Consider the following 14,432-nt stretch of genomic DNA (forward strand, 5'->3'; position numbering starts at 1 on the left):
GAATTTGAAGAAATTCGCTCTCACCGCTTCGTATATCAAAGGGTGCGGGATCGGAGTTCCGACCAAGGCGATGCCGATAGCCGTGACTGCGCTGCGAAGTCCGGGCAATTTGCGATCAGAAGCTGAGCATCACGGGCGTGACAGCGCTTCAGTAACCTGTCTTATGACAGAACGCCGCCGTAACATCAGTCTATCGTAGGGAACATCATCGGCTGATGCGATACGGGCGCCGACGACTGGGAGAGCTGCGCGCTTCCGCCTGCGATGCAAGGTAGAGCGCCATGAACTCAGCCCCCGACCCGCACGCCACGTCCATGCTCATCCGCAAGCTAGAGAGCATCGCCCCTTTCTCGGATGCGGAGCGTCAGGCGATCGAGAGCCTGCCGGTGCGGATCCACAACCTCGACGCCCGGCAAGACATCGTCCGCGATGGCGACCAGCCCACGCACTGCTGCCTCATCCTCGACGGCTGGGCCTGCCGGTACAAGATGCTCAGCCAGGGCAAGCGGCAGATCCTGTCGTTCCACATCGCGGGCGACATCCCGGATCTGCAGAGCCTGCACATCCACACGATGGATCACAGCCTCGCCACGCTGACCAAAGCCGTCGTGGCCTTCATCCCGCACGAGAGCCTGCGGGAGCTGACGGCGCGCCATCCGGGCCTCGCGGCCGCCTTCTGGCGCGACAGGCTGATCGACGCGGCAGTCTTCCGGGAGTGGCTGGTCAGCATGGGCCGTCGCTCGTCCTTCGAGCACGTCGCGCACCTGTTCTGCGAGCTATACCTGAAGCTGCAGGCGGTGGGCTTGGCTGGCGATCACCGCTGCCCGCTACCACTCACCCAGACCGATCTCGCCGACGCACTGGGTCTCACGCCTGTGCACATTAACCGCGTGCTGCAGGAGATGCGCGGTCGGGCCATGATCACGCTCCGCAGCCGGATGCTCGTGATCGAGGCATGGGATGAACTTCTTCAAGCCTCGGAGTTTGACCCAACGTACCTGCAGCTGGAGAAGCGAGCGGCCGGATAACGCTTCGGCTGCGCCGGTGCAGGCCGTCGCGAGGAGGCACAAGGTCGAGGCCAGCACATCGTCGCCGATGGCCGCCTCACGAAAGATCCAGCGCTGCGGTCGCGATCACGCTCCGACCGAGATCCTGATCCCGAAAGCGATCCCACGACCGGTGGATACATCAGCCCGGCCAATCTTCGCCGACCCTGATGGCGCCCCATCGCGGAAATCGCACAAACGGTCGCGCGTGCGGCCTGACGCGGCCGCTATCAGCCCTGGCCCCTACGCTGGGGCCGTTCCGCGGGACCGGACATCCTCCCTCCATGCCCCAGCCCGCATCCGTCCGACCGGTGGCGAATGCCGTCGCGGTTCGTTCGAAAGGCGGTGCCGAGAGTCGGCCGGGCGGTGATCCTCGCCGCAGCCGTGTGAGACCCTCACAGCCACAGCATCGTGACCGCCAGGAACGCGGCCTGGAAGACGAGCATGACGCTGATCAAGGTTTTGGCGTCGCGGTCGTAGAGCGCCCGCTCCTCGCGCTCCTTCCCGGTCATCAAAGCGTCGTGCCGACGCGGCCGGAATAGATGAACACCCTATGGCCGGCGCTATCGGTGACCGTAGCGACGCGGGGACGGCCGGGCTTGCTCCCCTCGACTTCATAAGTCGCGATCGTGACGGCATCGGCCTCGTCCCGCGCATTGTAGATCCGCGGGGCGCTCCGCGGCATGCCGGTCTTCCCGATGCGATCGATCCTGACGCGGTATGCCATGCCGAACGCCTCCAACTGGAGGCCTGCACAGGCCGCTCGGAGAAGCCTAGCCTGGCGCAGACCCTGCCAAAGCCATCGGGCCACGGCGTCGGCGCGCTAACTTTGCATAGACTCGAGATCGCAGAATTCAAATTTGACGGATTTTCGACTTTTTGTTCAAGTTGATCTGCCGCCGATCGTTCTTCAGCTTTCGCGTGTCGGCAATCCCTGACGCTCGCAACACGGGCGGTCCTCGAATACGCCGCCTGCACGCAAATCGCGATCCATCCTCATGGGTTGATGAGCGGACTTTGCTTATCGCCGCCTGTTCTGCCGGACCCGTCGCCGGGTCCAGAGTTGCGAGGATTGGCCTCGTGACGCTAGTCCGGTGGCGAATCGGGGTAGTCCGTGAGCGCACGTCAGGGCGCGGCCGGCATCCCCAAGGCGGAAGGCACCCGGAAGGCGGCCGAGCCAGAAGGCGGTGCCCACTCAAAGACCGATGAAAAGTATGAAAGTGGCCAGACCAATGTTGATCTCATAGGCGCGCCCGAGAAGTCCGGGATCCAGCCGGAGCTGCAGCTGAGGGCCCCCGCATTCTTTGCGGTTGTGGGCCCTTCCGTCGTGCCACGGTCCGTCAGATTCCGCGTGGGGCGTTACGGGCAGGAATGGCGCTGGCCATCATTGCCCAGATACGTGCCGCTGCGACGGTCGTACGATGGGAAACGCTGAACGCAGTAGCTGACCGACTCGCCCAACGGCGCCACCTCCATCTCGACGGCGCCGTAGCCCTGCCCGTAGCCGGCGGGGGCATAGCCGCCCCTTTATCCGCCATATCTGGTACGCCCGTTGTCCGTGCCATCGTAGCCGTCATCGAAGCCGCCGTAGCCATAGCCCAATCCCGCTCCGGCGAGTCCCAGGCCGACGCCGAGTCCCAGGCTGCCATAGCCGAAGCCCCGGCCCCCAAAGCGCCGGCTGCCAACCCCGCAATTGCCAGCGAAGTCCGTTCCGCGGGCTCCGAGGCCCCCTGCGTGTACCGAGGCCGCCGCCTGCGAGACCGACGCCAAAGCGATTGCCGTTGAGCCCGCCGCCGAAGCCTCGACCCGCTCCGCCAACGCCGAAACCGCCGCCCCGAAAGCCACCAGCACCGAAGCCGCCGCGCGCATCGGTGCGCACGAGAAGTATCACCAGCACCCAAATGGTGGCGGCAGCCGTCGTAATCGTCTTTCTCGCTGCGTGCCGCCAATCAAAAAACATTTCTTACACTTGGACGGCGCATCAATCGGATAAATGGCCGCGCTACATTATGTCCAAATTTGACTAATCTATATTACTATGAAAAATATATTCAGTCGGCGTGGTGAGGGCCTTCGTCGCGCGGCGGATCCATCCAAATAGGGCCTCTTATCACGGGCGCGTCGTCCGATCGCCTCGGGTCGCCGACCCTGCCCTCGCCCGCGTCGAACGGGAGCGACCGAGGCCGTTCCGCGCGTCCCCGGGATCAATTCGATCCTCAAACGAATAGGCGCCGCAGCACCTGGTAGACGGGCGATGTGACTTCAAGTCAATAAAAGCGTCATATGATGCTGTTTTTATAAATGAACACTTTCGTATTGTGCGCGTTGAGAGCTTTATTGAAGCAGATTGTCGACTGTCGCCAAGACAGCCACCACGGCAGCCGCCACATCCCTCACCGGATCCGGGCGGGATGTCGTTGGCAGCCGCTGGCGAGGGGCTGTGGGTCCCGCTTCCACGCGCGGACCGCCTTGGTTTCCCATCACCGCACAGGATTGCCGGCCAGCCGTGATACAGGACGCATCAAACCCGGTCCCGGACGGTCGGGACGAGGATGGGCCTATCCGGATCGACGTCGCGGCACTCGCGCGCGAAGTCACCCGGCACTGCGCCGCCTTCCGTGAACCTGATCTCAGGCTTGCCCTTCGGCAACTGGCTGATACCCTGCTGCCTTACCTGGCCCTCTGCGCCCTCATGGTGTGGGGCGCCGTGCAGGGCCATGGCCTCCTTGTCCTGCCCCTCGCGGTGCCGGCCGGCGGCCTGCTCGTGCGGCTGTTCATCCTCCAGCACGATTGTGGGCACGGCTCGTTCCTGTCTTCGCGTCCGGCCAACGATTGGCTCGGCCGGGCTCTCAGCCTGCTGACGCTGACGCCCTACGACAGCTGGAAGCGGGCCCATGCGCTGCACCACGCCTCCACGGGCGACCTTAGCCGCCGCGGCACGGGGGACGTCCATACCCTCACCGTGCGCGAGTATCTCGCCCTGCCGCCCTGGGGCCGTCTGCGTTACCGCCTGTACCGCAACCCGTTCATCCTGATTGTCCTCGGCTCGCCCCTCAACTTCCTCGTCCTGCAGCGGATGCCCTTCGGTGTCGGGCTTCCGTGGCGGACGGCCTGGCGGGACGTGCTCGCCCTCGACTTGGGCCTGACCATCCTCCTGGGAGCGCTCGCCTTCGCGTCCGGCGGGATCGGGCCGGTGCTCTGGATGGTCCTGCCGACGGTCAGCGTGGCCGCGTGGATCGGGGGCTGGCTGTTCTACGTCCAGCACCAGTACGAGGGGGCCGTCTGGGAGGACGGCGAAGCCTGGGACTTCCACCGCGCGGCTCTGGGCGGCAGCTCGTACTACGTCCTGCCGCGCGTGCTGCAATGGTTCACCGGCAATGTCGGCCTGCACCACGTCCATCACCTGAACAGCCGCATCCCGAACTACCGGCTCCAGGAGTGCTTGGAAGGGCATGAGCTGCTTGGACGCGTAGGCAGGCTAACGCTTCGGGAAAGCCTGCGCTGCCTGCACCTGGCGTTGTGGGACGAGGATGCCCGCAGGCTGGTGAGGTTTCCACGCCGGCATTGGCCGTCGACGGCCTGACAGGCTTCTTAGGCGACCAAGATCCGGCTGGCCAATGGCCAGTGAGGCGTTTGTGCCCGCGGGTTGTGTTTCGGGATTGCGCGCCGGGTGTGGAAACGGGGCGGCGAGCTGGCGGCTGGTTGAGCGAGGCTCGAACCGGTCAAGCGTAATCGGGCGAGCGAACCCCAGTGACCTATAGATGGTTGCCGTGCTCGCAATCGCATGCGAGCAGCGCGGCGACCAGTTCGGCCAAGCGCGGAGGGAGCTTCGCGTTCTCGGGAGGAATCATTCGCTGGGCCAGCACCCTGGCGACCTCCACGAGGGCCGGTTGGGACTCGTCATCCTGGTGGTAATCGCAACGGATCATGGCTTCGGCCTTCGCGAACGCGGATCATCCGACGGGCGCGGCCGACGAGATGTTTGATGTGGTGGATACGAGAATAATAGCGCTAAGCGTCGTTGGTTGCAGTTTGTCTTTCTGTAGCACCATCTTGAACCGGCTCCATATCCGCTTGGAGAATGGGACCGCCAAAAGCGGGTGGGTTCTGGACATGCGCTCCGGCCGCTGCATCCAACCAGGCCTTCAACGTCGATCTGATGTCTACTTGCATGACGGGCGGAACGCTTCCGTGTGGTGGCGTACTCGACTAGGATCTGCGGCGGGTTAGCCTTGCACTTCGCGCAGGCTGGGCTGCTTGCCCCTGGCTAGAGCACCATCCGAGCGTGATGAAACGGCTGGCGCGGTGATGGGTTGGTCGGCGAAGGAGAGCGCCGATGTCCTCAGCCCTGTCCGTCGATCTGCGTCAGCGCGTGGTCCATGCCGTCGCGGCCGGCGCCTCCCGACACAAAGCTGCCGAACGCTTTGGGGTCAGCCTGGCGAGCGCCAGTCGGTGGTGTGAGCGCTTCGCCCGTGAGGGCCACGTCGCGCCCAAGCCGGTGGGCGGCGATCAGCGCTCGTACCAGATCGAGGCCCAGGCCGACCTGATCGTCTCCCTCTACGAGGCGCAGCCCGGCATCTACCTGCACGAACTCCGTGCGGCTCTGGCCGAGCACGGCATCTGCGTGGCCCAGAGTAGCCTCTCGCGCTTCTTCAAGCGCCACGGCATCTCGCGAAAAAAAGTACGGGGCACGCGGCCGAGCAGGACCGGGAGGACGTGAGAGCTGCGCGCGAGGCGTGGTTCGCGGGCCAACTCGACCTCGACCCGGATCGCCTCGTGTTCATCGACGAGACCGCAGCCAACACCGCCATGGCCCGGCGCTACGGGCGCGCTCCACGGGGCGAACGCTGCCGGATGAGTGTGCCGCAGGGCCACTGGAAAACCACCACTATCACGGCGGGTCTGCGCACCAGCGGCATCACCGCCCCCTGGCTGCTGGACGGTGCCATGAACGGGCAGGCCTTCCGCACCTACGTGGCCGACGTGCTCGCTCCGACGCTCCAGCCCGGCAACACGGTCGTCATGGACAACCTGCCGGCCCACAAGGTCAGCGGCGTCCGCGAGCGGATCGAGGCGGTGGGAGCCCGGCTGCTCTACCTCCCGGCATACTCGCCCGACTTCAACCCGATCGAGATGGCCTTCGCGAAGCTGAAGGCGCTGCTGCGCAGTGCAGCGGCGCGAACTATCCCAGACCTCTGGGATGCCATACGGCGCAGCCTAACCCGCTTCGCGCCAGCTGAATGTCGAGCCTACCTCGCCGCTGCAGGATACGACGCAACTTGATCGGATGCCGCTCTAGTGGTGGAAATCTGTCGTTTGATACCCGCCCGAACGTCCGCACCCGGTGGTATGCGGACGTGCCGTATGGGGGATCAAATCTCAGAGGAGGGCTGCTCCCTGGAGAAGTGGGTCTTCCGCGATCTTGCCTCTGAACATTCCACCTTAGGCACTGTTAGCGGCCACATGGGGCCCATCATCGTCATCGCGGCATCAGCCGGCGGCCTCGCACCGCTTCGACAGATCATCGGAGGGCTACCGGCAGGTTGCTCGGCGTCGGTGTTCATCGTCTGGCACATCGGCCGTCATCCCAGCATTCTGCCTGATATCCTAAGCATGACGAGCCGCCTGCGCGTTTCTCATGGCGAGGATGGCGAGCTCTTCGAGGGCGGTCACATCTACGTCGCCCCTCCCCAAGCACATGTACCTGGATCACGGCATGATCCGCCTTGATCACGGGGCGAAGGTCCACTTCACCCGTCCTGCGGCGGCCCCGTTGTTCGTGTCAGCCGCCGAGGCCTACGGCGAACGCGTCGTTGGCATCGTGCTCAGTGGCTATGGCGGGGACGGCGCGGATGGCTTGGCGACCGTCAAGGCGCACGGTGGCTTGGCCCTCGTCCAGACGCCTGAGGAGGCCGAGCAGCCTGCAATGCCTTGGGCGGCGATCATGGCCGATCATCCTGACGCCAGCCTACCGGTCGCAGAGATCGCGGCTCGCGTGGCGGCGTTGGTCAAGGGCTGAAGCAGCGCGGAGCGGACGGTACCAAGCGTTAGGTTCCGACCACTAGGTTAGATACCGACGCTCACCGCGCCCGCTTCCGCTGCCTGTCTCACGGTGGCTCCGCTCCGAAGCGCCATGGCTATCGCGGTCGACGTGGTGTCGACGGCAAGTGCTCGATCCTCTCCGTGGTCATAGGGGCTATTCTCGCCGGAACTCAGCCTTGCGTGATAATTGTCCGGGAAACTCTTATCCATCTGCAGCTTCAGCATGTTTGTGGCAGCATGATAGTCGTCCTCGAAATTCTTAGCCTTTGCCGATGTTTCCCCGACGTAAACCCCCGCCTCTTTCTCCTTAGCCATAGAGGTGCTTCTTTGCTCATCTCCGCTGCCGAGGAAGAACTGAATGATCATGGAGATCAGCCAACTGATGATGTTCATCGGGGGGCTCCTGAGCGGGCAGCAGCGGATGCGCCCTGTCATAGAAGACAACGCATCCCGACAGGCTTCGGACGCCGAGGCGATGTCATGACCGCCACTCACCGGGAGGCCTGCTGATGTCCGAGACTGCCCGCATGCCCCATCCCTGCCAGACCTCGGCCGAGCGCCGCGCCCTCGACCGGATCGGCTGCGGCAAGTCCCCGGGCTGCTCGGCAAAGACGCTGAAGGCCCTGCTCGATGCCGGTCTGATCGTCGACCACGGCGGAGAAGTCCGGCGCGACGCCTTCGGGCTCTACAAAGTACCGTCCTATGGCATGCCGCTCCCGGTCCACTACCAGTGGTGCAGCGCCGCCGCCTTCACCGACTAGGAGATGGAAGCGTTCGAGGCCGAGATGAGCGCCAGCCATGACCGCCTCGCGCCAGCGCGCCCGCGAGTGGGAAATACTGGCATCAAGCCGGTGCAGCAAGCCCGATGACGTCCAGCGAGTACCGCAACATCCCTCTACAGGATGCGCAGACCTCGGGCCGCGACCTCTGTTGGCACACCGCGACGCTTAGGTCGCCTCGTTCGCGCTTGCCGCTTCACGTGAGCCTTGATCTCGCTTCTCGTTCGCCGAGGTTCGCGGTGCTGACTTGCGGTCCAGGCGTAGTTCATCGCCACCGTAAGCAGCATGGCGTTCTGGACCATTATCGCGTTCAGCCGAAGTGCTTCATCGGCCAACCGGCCCATCTCGTCGTAGAACATTTTTTTCTCCGATCTGGGCTCTGACCGTTGAGGCGCCCCGAGATCCAATCCGCTCACGCGACGGCGTATGTGAACGGCCCGTCCTGCGGCCCAACTTGGGTTCGATCCCCGAGAACTCTTCGGCCAGAGGCGATGATCTGGACAGTCTGTCGGCTATCGCAGGCAGTCTGCGCCATCACCTCTAAATCGCGCAGATATGAGATTAGCAACCCGTGCGGAACTTCATCTGTGTTAAGCGCCTCGTCTACTTTGAACGACACCTTACGCTCAAGCTCGGTCCAGAAGTCTGCCGGAATTAACATTTCTTGCATTGTAACAACTCCCCGACTCGAAAATGTCAGGTTGATTACTTGCACCCTTATTTGATGCCCATCCGGTCAAATGACAGTTGGAGTGATTAAATGCGTAACGCTACTGCTCGCGAGGAAGTCGCCTTCGCCGCCGGTATCAAGCCGGTCCGGCAGACGGCGCTGACCGCCGCCGTCACCCTGGAGACCCATGAGGGCTCAACCTGTGTCCGGGATTGTACCGCCATCCAGGCGTTGCAAGACTTCGCCAAAGATCTTGATGTTCTGGTGCTCGGCCACCTGAAACCTCGGTGGGCAGATTGCAGCCACACGAGGCTTATACCGATTGACCCGCCACCCACTTCTCGCGGGTGACGGAGCGAAATGAGTGATTAGCGACCCATGCTGCCGGACGAGCTGCCGGTTCCCTTACCCATCGAACCAGACGTTCCGGTCGAGCCGGTGCTCATCGATCCAGAGTTGCCCGCACCCATGCGGTCCCCCGTGCCGCTCCCGTTGTTCATCTGACCGCCGGTGCTCATGCCGGTGCCGGATCCACTACCTGCACCCATCGAGCCGCCTGTTCCTGTGGAACCGCCGCTCATGCCAGTTCCGGCACCACCTGCACCGCCGCCGGCAGCTCCGCCCTGGGCGAGAGCAAAGCTAGCGCCGCCGGTAAGCAGAGCTGCAGCGATCAAGGGAACGCATAATTTTCTGACGTTCATCTCAAAACCCAACTTTTGTTTGTAAGTAGATCCCAGACAGGATCTTGCCCAATAAACTATCAGCATCAGGAGATGTTCCTGTTTAAGTAAGCCCCACATTGTTGAGAGATGGTGCTAAACTCAGATTGAATTAACCTATGTGAAAGTACGGCTTTGCCACGGGTCTAGGTCCAAACATTCGTTACGAGACGCGCCGTACCTGGGTAGCCGTCCACGCCCCAACCCCGAGCGGCCGGGATGCCCCGCGCGTTCAGCGCCGCCGCGATCTGGCGCAGCGGGACCGCGCCCTCGGCCCGCACGGCGGCTATCACTGGGGCGAGGTCCCGGGCCCGCTCCTCGGGCCGCCGAGTCTGTCGCGCCCGCCCGCGCACTTGGCCGGCCTCCCGGTTCGATAGGTTCTCCGGCTTGCCTAGGTGCACGCCGTGCGCCTTGGCGGCCGCCAGCGCGGCTTTGGTGCAGGCCGAGATCATCTTGCGCTCGGCCTGGGCGACCACAGCCATGATGCCGACCACCAATTGGTTCGCCTCGGGCATGTCGGCCGCCACGAACCGGACGCCGGCCTCCTGCAGGTTCAGCAGGAACGCCGCGTAACGGAACAGCCGGTCGAGCTTGGCGATGACCAGCGTGGCCCCGGGGAGCCGGCAGAGCGCCATGGCCTCCGCGAGGCGAGGGCGGTTGTCGCGGGATCCGCTGTTAACCTCAACCAGTTGTAACCGGGGCAGATTGCCGGGCGGTCAGGCCGTTGCGGCGTTTCTCACGAGCGTTTAACCGGATGAAACACCCGCCCGCGATGACGCCAGGGACACACAGAGGCTTCCCCGCGGCCGCGCTCGCGCCTATCTCAGGACTATCCGCTGCGGACGCAGTCGGGAGGTGCGCGAGGTCGGCGTGCAATCAGCCGGCAATCTTGGCCGGTCGTATAAGGCGGACTTACGGAACGTCCCGATCCTGTTCGCGCTTGGACGCCCGTAGGCTGAGCCTCACCAAGTGACGACCAACCTATATGACAATCGTTGAACTGATCCGTGCCTTTGGCCGCGACCTCCCGGTCGGCATCCTGATTACGGACGCATCCATAGAGCGGCCGGGCCCGATCATCGTCTATGCCAACTCGGCCTTTGGCCGGCTTGTTGGACGCGATCCAGATGAGATCATCGGGCAGAGCCCCCGCTTCATGCAGGGCAAGGAAACGCGTCAGGCGACTCTCGACGCCTTTCATCGGGCCCTGAGGGCCGGTGAACGCTTCCACGGGTATCTGACCAACTACCGAGGCGACGGCACCAAATACCGGGCCGAGATCGATTGCCGGCCATTGCGCAACGTGTGTGGTGAGATCGAGGGCTTCATCTCGTTCGAGCGTGAGGTGGCGCGGCGCATCGGACGCCCCTTTGAAAGCCGTGGGGGGGCGGTATGAAGCAATCTCCATAAGTAACGATTTGTTAGGGGACGCTTTGCGCAGTTTGGGTGTTTTCAGCTCCAGCGATGCAAATTCCCGCCCGCCACAATCGGCAGCACTGTTCTAATTATCGCTACAACACTGAAATCCCGTCATTTGTTGTATTTCTTCCGACACAGTAACAAGATGTTTTTAAGCAATAAGTAATAAATTGGTACTATATCAAGCACAGGAAAAAGTGATTACGTCGCGACTTATTGCCAGCGAGTAGATCAAGCCTGATCACGGGCCATGGCCTGTCATATCGGACAAGACGGACTTCTGCCGAGGCGGCATCTCGGGAGGAGGCCGGTGCAGGGGTTCGCCACACTCTAGGACATGAGGCGACCGCAGCCAGTACGTGGACGGCATGAGGGAGCAACTTATGGTGTCGGCCGCAGAAACTGAGCGTCTTGATGCGCTTCGAAGGTTCGACCTCTTGGATACGCCCCCAGGAGAAAGCTTCGACCGCATCACGCGTATGGCAAGCCAGATATTCGGCCTGTCAATCGCCGCCGTCTCTTTGACTGATAGCGACAGACAATGGTTCAAGTCCAGGATCGGAGTAGAGCACTGGTCGGTAACGCGCCAAAAAGCACCGTGTTCTCAGGTAGCCGAGAGCTGTGATTTGGTGGTGATCGAGGACTTCCTGACGGACCCCTACTATCACGACAGCGCTTTGGCAAAAGCCGGCGTCCGTTTCTATGCCGGTGCCCCACTTGTCACGCGAGACGGTTTCGGCCTAGGTGCCATGTGCGTCCTGGGGACGTCGCCTCGGCAAGCACAACCGTCAGAATTGGCGGCGTTGCGCGATCTCGCCGCTATGGTCATGTCGCAGATCGAGCTGCAGCATGCCTTCGGACGCATCGACCCTATCAGTGAACTGCCGAACCGAACGCAGTTCATCGATGACCTGAGCGACTTTGCTCGTGATCATACGCCTGGAGAACGGCGGATCGCGGTCCTGGTGGATTTGATCTCCGTCGATCAGATGAACCATGTCGTGCGCGTCATGGGACAGGCTGCCATCGACAGTATGGTCAAGGCAGCCGCGCGCAACTTCCGGCTTTTGATCGGGCCGCAGCGGAAAGCCTACCACGTCGGCGCCACACAACTGGCAGCCCTGGCTCCCGACGGAATGGAGGAGGTCGCATACAGCGATCTCTTGACCGTCCGGGCCGAGCGGCTGCGCAAGCTCGGTGGGCCCGACGCGATCGGCACGACCGTGATTGGGGTTGCCCCTTTTGCCCTTGGCGATCTACCTCCAACCGATGTGCTGAGGATTGCTCAGGGAGCGGCCCAGGATGCGCGCTCAGAAGGCAAACTCTTCCAGATCCACTCGAACACGCTGGATAACGCATCTCAGCGAAGCTTCACGCTGCTGCGCGACTTCGAGGCGGCTTTGCAAAGCCCCTCCGGTTTCCGTCTGGTCTATCAGCCGCGCGTCGACCTGACCTCCGGACGCTGTGTCGGGGCCGAGGCGCTGATGCGGTGGACGCATCCGACGCTTGGGCCGATCTCGCCGGGTGAGTTCATCCCGTTGGTCGAGCGAATGGCCCTAGCCACGCCAACGACCGCCTGGGTGCTGGAGACGGCGGTCTCGCAGATGGCCCGGTGGCACGCGGCCGGCATGGAGCTGATCGTCTCGGTCAACATCTCCTCGACCAACCTGCACGAGCCCGATTTCGCTTCTCGTGTCAGCCAAGTCCTGGCTCGACATGGTGTCTCTCCCGAGTTCCTCGAACTGGAAATTACCGAGACGGCGGTGATGAACGATGCCGAGCAGGCCTTGCGTCAGCTCAAGGACCTCGCGGCTGGCGGAATTCGGTTGGCGATCGACGACTTTGGTACTGGGTACAGCAGCCTGTCCTACCTTCAGAGGCTGCCGGTGCACGTCGTGAAGATCGATCGCTCCTTCATGGGTGATCTTGATACCGACTCGCGTCAGCTCTCGCTGGTGACTATGATGGTCTTGATGGCGAAGCATCTCGGCCACCGTGTCGTAGCGGAGGGCGTCGAAACGCAGGAAGTGCTCGACCAGCTCAGATTAACTGCGTGTGATGAGGTGCAGGGTTACTACTTCGCTCGTCCTATTCCAGCCGATGAATTTATAAAATGGGCGGAAACCCGAGCCTCTAATTTGGCGGTTGGCTAATAGCAAATTCCACTGTGATTGGCTTTTCTAGCGCAGCATTCGATCGGAAGAGTCATGGTTTGGCGGAGTCGCGATGATACGCTCGCTTTGAAACTCCCGGTCGGACGCTTCCTACGGATTGTCGAGGCCAACTTTGCAGCTGGTCAGGTTGAAGTGGGTCTGCGAGCGGTTCGATACGGAGGGCATCACCCGGTTTCGTTGAAGCAGCGGTGGCTGGAGTGCTCGCGTGAGCGGACACGAAACCGTAGACCTGCTCCGGCAACCGCCCGCGCGGGAGGTCGTCGACTTCAAGGCTTTGTTGGTGGATCTGCGCGCCCAGCGGCGAGCTGGTCGAGAAGTCGAGCAGAAGGCCGTCCGCGAGGACGTCAGAGACATACCGCTGCTCCCCAAGCTGGGCTCGGGGTCCATCTCGGGCGCACCAGCCGCGGTACGGCCGGGAGTGCGCGAGGCCGGGCGAGCCGTGATGGTATGGCCGCCCCCGTCGCCTTGATGGGTTCGCCCGCGGGCTTGGCCTGGATCAGGCGACTACGCGGCAGATCGTGCAGAAGGTCTTCGTCGACATGCTGGTCCGCTCCGATGACGAGCGCATGGGCGAAGCGCGCAGGCAAATGATCGTACCCTCTGCGTAGACGCCTCGCCGCGTGTCCCGCATCAGCAAGGCTTGCTCCTCACGGAGGCAGCACATGCCGGTCGCGATACATTCAATCCCGCGCAGCGAGGGATTGCGCGAACGCCAGTACCTTCCGACGGTCTGAGGCGTGTTTCAGTCTATCCCATAGCCGTAGCATCTCAGAAGCGTCATTAAGGTCTGCCAGCGCCTCTGGCCCATCGACGAATGCGGTCTCGGGCTTGCCGAGCGCAGCGGCAATGCGCTTCAGGATGTTGACGCTTCCGGCATCCTCTTCCTCGCAGTGGCGACGCAAAGCTTCTCGCAAAAAAGTCTCCACGCGCTACTTAGATTGCGGGTAGACAGCAGTTAGAGCGAGATATTAAGCTCAGCGCAACGTCATTTGATGGATTTGGGGTTGGAGTATCAATTTATATGTCGGGCGCTGTCTATCTAGAGTTAGCTACCTCGGACAAGAGAGGCGGTACTTGCGGGAGGGTAGGATGAACGCGCCCAACGAGTTCGAGGCGATGATAGAAGCCTGCATCGCCAACCACGCTGAGATCATGCAGCACGGTTCATCTGAGATGAAGACCGCCTCTCGCCTGCTGCTCTATGCGCTTGGGGAAGAAGTCCGACGCCGCGGCCGCGGCGCGACCGTAGCGGCTAATGATGACGGTTAGCCTTGAGCCCCAGGGATTAATCGTGAAAATCCTTAACCCAGGTATGATTGCGGCGCTGATATAACCTTTAGACCTGACTGATCGTCAGCCGCTCCGAAACAGGTGCTGCCGCCTGGGAGAGCCGTGCGCTTCCGCCTGCAATGCAAGGCGATGCCACGATGGCTTCAAAGATCCCCCACGCCCTCTCTCCGCTCATCCGTAAGCTGGAGAGCATCGCTGGCCTCTCAGAGGAGGAGAGGCAAGCCATCGAGCGCCTGCCGGTCCGGGTGCGGACCCTGTCGGCGCGACAGGACATCGTCCGCGACGGTGATCGG

12 protein-coding genes and 1 pseudogene are annotated in these 14,432 nt (G+C 62.7%); 8 read left to right on the plus strand and 5 right to left on the minus strand.

Going from position 1 to position 14,432, the window contains the following annotated elements; all coding sequences use genetic code 11:
- Positions 1-281 precede the first annotated feature (281 nt).
- On the plus strand, positions 282-1,028 hold the full coding sequence (locus MKK82_RS06200; RefSeq protein ID WP_243984920.1) for a Crp/Fnr family transcriptional regulator: 747 nt from the start codon (positions 282-284) through the stop codon (positions 1,026-1,028).
- Between the two features lie 529 nt (positions 1,029-1,557).
- Here the strand turns inward: MKK82_RS06200 and MKK82_RS06205 are convergent.
- Both MKK82_RS06205 and MKK82_RS34170 read right to left on the minus strand, forming a co-directional pair.
- Positions 1,558-1,773 (minus strand): hypothetical protein, encoded by a 216-nt coding sequence (locus tag MKK82_RS06205; RefSeq protein WP_243984922.1) that lies wholly within the window; start codon positions 1,771-1,773, stop codon positions 1,558-1,560.
- 632 nt (positions 1,774-2,405) lie between these two features.
- On the minus strand, positions 2,406-2,522 hold the full coding sequence (locus MKK82_RS34170; RefSeq protein WP_313902085.1) for a BA14K family protein: 117 nt from the start codon (positions 2,520-2,522) through the stop codon (positions 2,406-2,408).
- Positions 2,523-3,606: 1,084 nt separating this feature from the next.
- Between MKK82_RS34170 and MKK82_RS06215 the strand changes: the two genes are divergently transcribed.
- The 3 genes and pseudogenes from MKK82_RS06215 to MKK82_RS34335 all read left to right on the plus strand — a co-directional run bounded on the left by MKK82_RS06215 (position 3,607) and on the right by MKK82_RS34335 (position 7,065).
- Entirely contained in the window at positions 3,607-4,629 is a 1,023-nt protein-coding gene (locus MKK82_RS06215) for a fatty acid desaturase (protein ID WP_409566776.1), read from the plus strand.
- A 753-nt stretch (positions 4,630-5,382) separates the two neighbouring features.
- A protein-coding gene (locus tag MKK82_RS06220) for an IS630 family transposase (RefSeq protein WP_243984925.1) occupies positions 5,383-6,329 on the plus strand; the annotation gives its coding sequence in 2 pieces (ribosomal slippage) (positions 5,383-5,719 and positions 5,719-6,329; 948 coding nt in all).
- A gap of 180 nt (positions 6,330-6,509) precedes the next feature.
- A pseudogene (locus MKK82_RS34335) lies at positions 6,510-7,065 on the plus strand (chemotaxis protein CheB).
- A gap of 47 nt (positions 7,066-7,112) precedes the next feature.
- Here the strand turns inward: MKK82_RS34335 and MKK82_RS06230 are convergent.
- The gene (locus MKK82_RS06230; protein WP_243984927.1) at positions 7,113-7,481 is read right to left on the minus strand and encodes a hypothetical protein; all 369 of its coding nucleotides are present in this window, start codon (positions 7,479-7,481) and stop codon (positions 7,113-7,115) included.
- 116 nt (positions 7,482-7,597) lie between these two features.
- On the opposite strand from MKK82_RS06230, the gene MKK82_RS06235 reads away from it, so the two are divergent.
- The gene (locus tag MKK82_RS06235; RefSeq protein WP_243984929.1) at positions 7,598-7,849 is read left to right on the plus strand and encodes a hypothetical protein; all 252 of its coding nucleotides are present in this window, start codon (positions 7,598-7,600) and stop codon (positions 7,847-7,849) included.
- 134 nt (positions 7,850-7,983) lie between these two features.
- On the opposite strand, the gene MKK82_RS06240 is transcribed toward MKK82_RS06235, so the two are convergent.
- Positions 7,984-8,226: a hypothetical protein gene (locus tag MKK82_RS06240; protein WP_243984931.1), complete on the minus strand. Its 243-nt coding sequence runs from the start codon at positions 8,224-8,226 to the stop codon at positions 7,984-7,986.
- A gap of 1,176 nt (positions 8,227-9,402) precedes the next feature.
- On the minus strand, positions 9,403-9,891 hold the full coding sequence (locus MKK82_RS06245) for a recombinase family protein (RefSeq protein WP_243984933.1): 489 nt from the start codon (positions 9,889-9,891) through the stop codon (positions 9,403-9,405).
- A gap of 350 nt (positions 9,892-10,241) precedes the next feature.
- Between MKK82_RS06245 and MKK82_RS06250 the strand changes: the two genes are divergently transcribed.
- The 3 genes from MKK82_RS06250 (at position 10,242) to MKK82_RS06260 (ending at position 14,118) form a co-directional block, all read left to right on the plus strand.
- Positions 10,242-10,652 carry a PAS domain-containing protein gene (locus tag MKK82_RS06250; RefSeq protein ID WP_243984934.1) on the plus strand — a complete coding sequence of 137 codons (411 nt, stop codon included), beginning with the start codon at positions 10,242-10,244 and terminating at the stop codon, positions 10,650-10,652.
- Between the two features lie 406 nt (positions 10,653-11,058).
- Complete coding sequence (locus MKK82_RS06255) at positions 11,059-12,828, plus strand: putative bifunctional diguanylate cyclase/phosphodiesterase (RefSeq protein ID WP_243984936.1); 1,770 nt, start codon at positions 11,059-11,061, stop codon at positions 12,826-12,828.
- A gap of 1,110 nt (positions 12,829-13,938) precedes the next feature.
- Positions 13,939-14,118, plus strand: coding sequence for a hypothetical protein (locus MKK82_RS06260; RefSeq protein ID WP_243965469.1), 180 nt, complete (start codon positions 13,939-13,941; stop codon positions 14,116-14,118).
- Positions 14,119-14,432 lie beyond the last annotated feature (314 nt).

This window comes from Methylobacterium sp. E-046, assembly GCF_022829625.1.
GTDB classification, from domain to species: domain Bacteria; phylum Pseudomonadota; class Alphaproteobacteria; order Rhizobiales; family Beijerinckiaceae; genus Methylobacterium; species Methylobacterium longum.

Bases quoted from the DNA above. Each gene is read 5' to 3' on its own strand.
- MKK82_RS06200 (WP_243984920.1), top strand. From the start codon at position 282: ATGAACTCAGCCCCCGACCCGCACGCCACGTCCATGCTCATCCGCAAG.
- MKK82_RS06240 (WP_243984931.1), bottom strand. From the start codon at position 8,226: ATGTTCTACGACGAGATGGGCCGGTTGGCCGATGAAGCACTTCGGCTG.
- MKK82_RS06230 (WP_243984927.1), bottom strand. From the start codon at position 7,481: ATGAACATCATCAGTTGGCTGATCTCCATGATCATTCAGTTCTTCCTC.
- MKK82_RS06205 (WP_243984922.1), bottom strand. From the start codon at position 1,773: ATGGCATACCGCGTCAGGATCGATCGCATCGGGAAGACCGGCATGCCG.
- MKK82_RS06255 (WP_243984936.1), top strand. From the start codon at position 11,059: ATGGTGTCGGCCGCAGAAACTGAGCGTCTTGATGCGCTTCGAAGGTTC.
- MKK82_RS06245 (WP_243984933.1), bottom strand. From the start codon at position 9,891: ATGGCGCTCTGCCGGCTCCCCGGGGCCACGCTGGTCATCGCCAAGCTC.
- MKK82_RS06235 (WP_243984929.1), top strand. From the start codon at position 7,598: ATGTCCGAGACTGCCCGCATGCCCCATCCCTGCCAGACCTCGGCCGAG.
- MKK82_RS06250 (WP_243984934.1), top strand. From the start codon at position 10,242: ATGACAATCGTTGAACTGATCCGTGCCTTTGGCCGCGACCTCCCGGTC.
- MKK82_RS06260 (WP_243965469.1), top strand. From the start codon at position 13,939: ATGAACGCGCCCAACGAGTTCGAGGCGATGATAGAAGCCTGCATCGCC.
- MKK82_RS34170 (WP_313902085.1), bottom strand. From the start codon at position 2,522: ATGGAGGTGGCGCCGTTGGGCGAGTCGGTCAGCTACTGCGTTCAGCGT.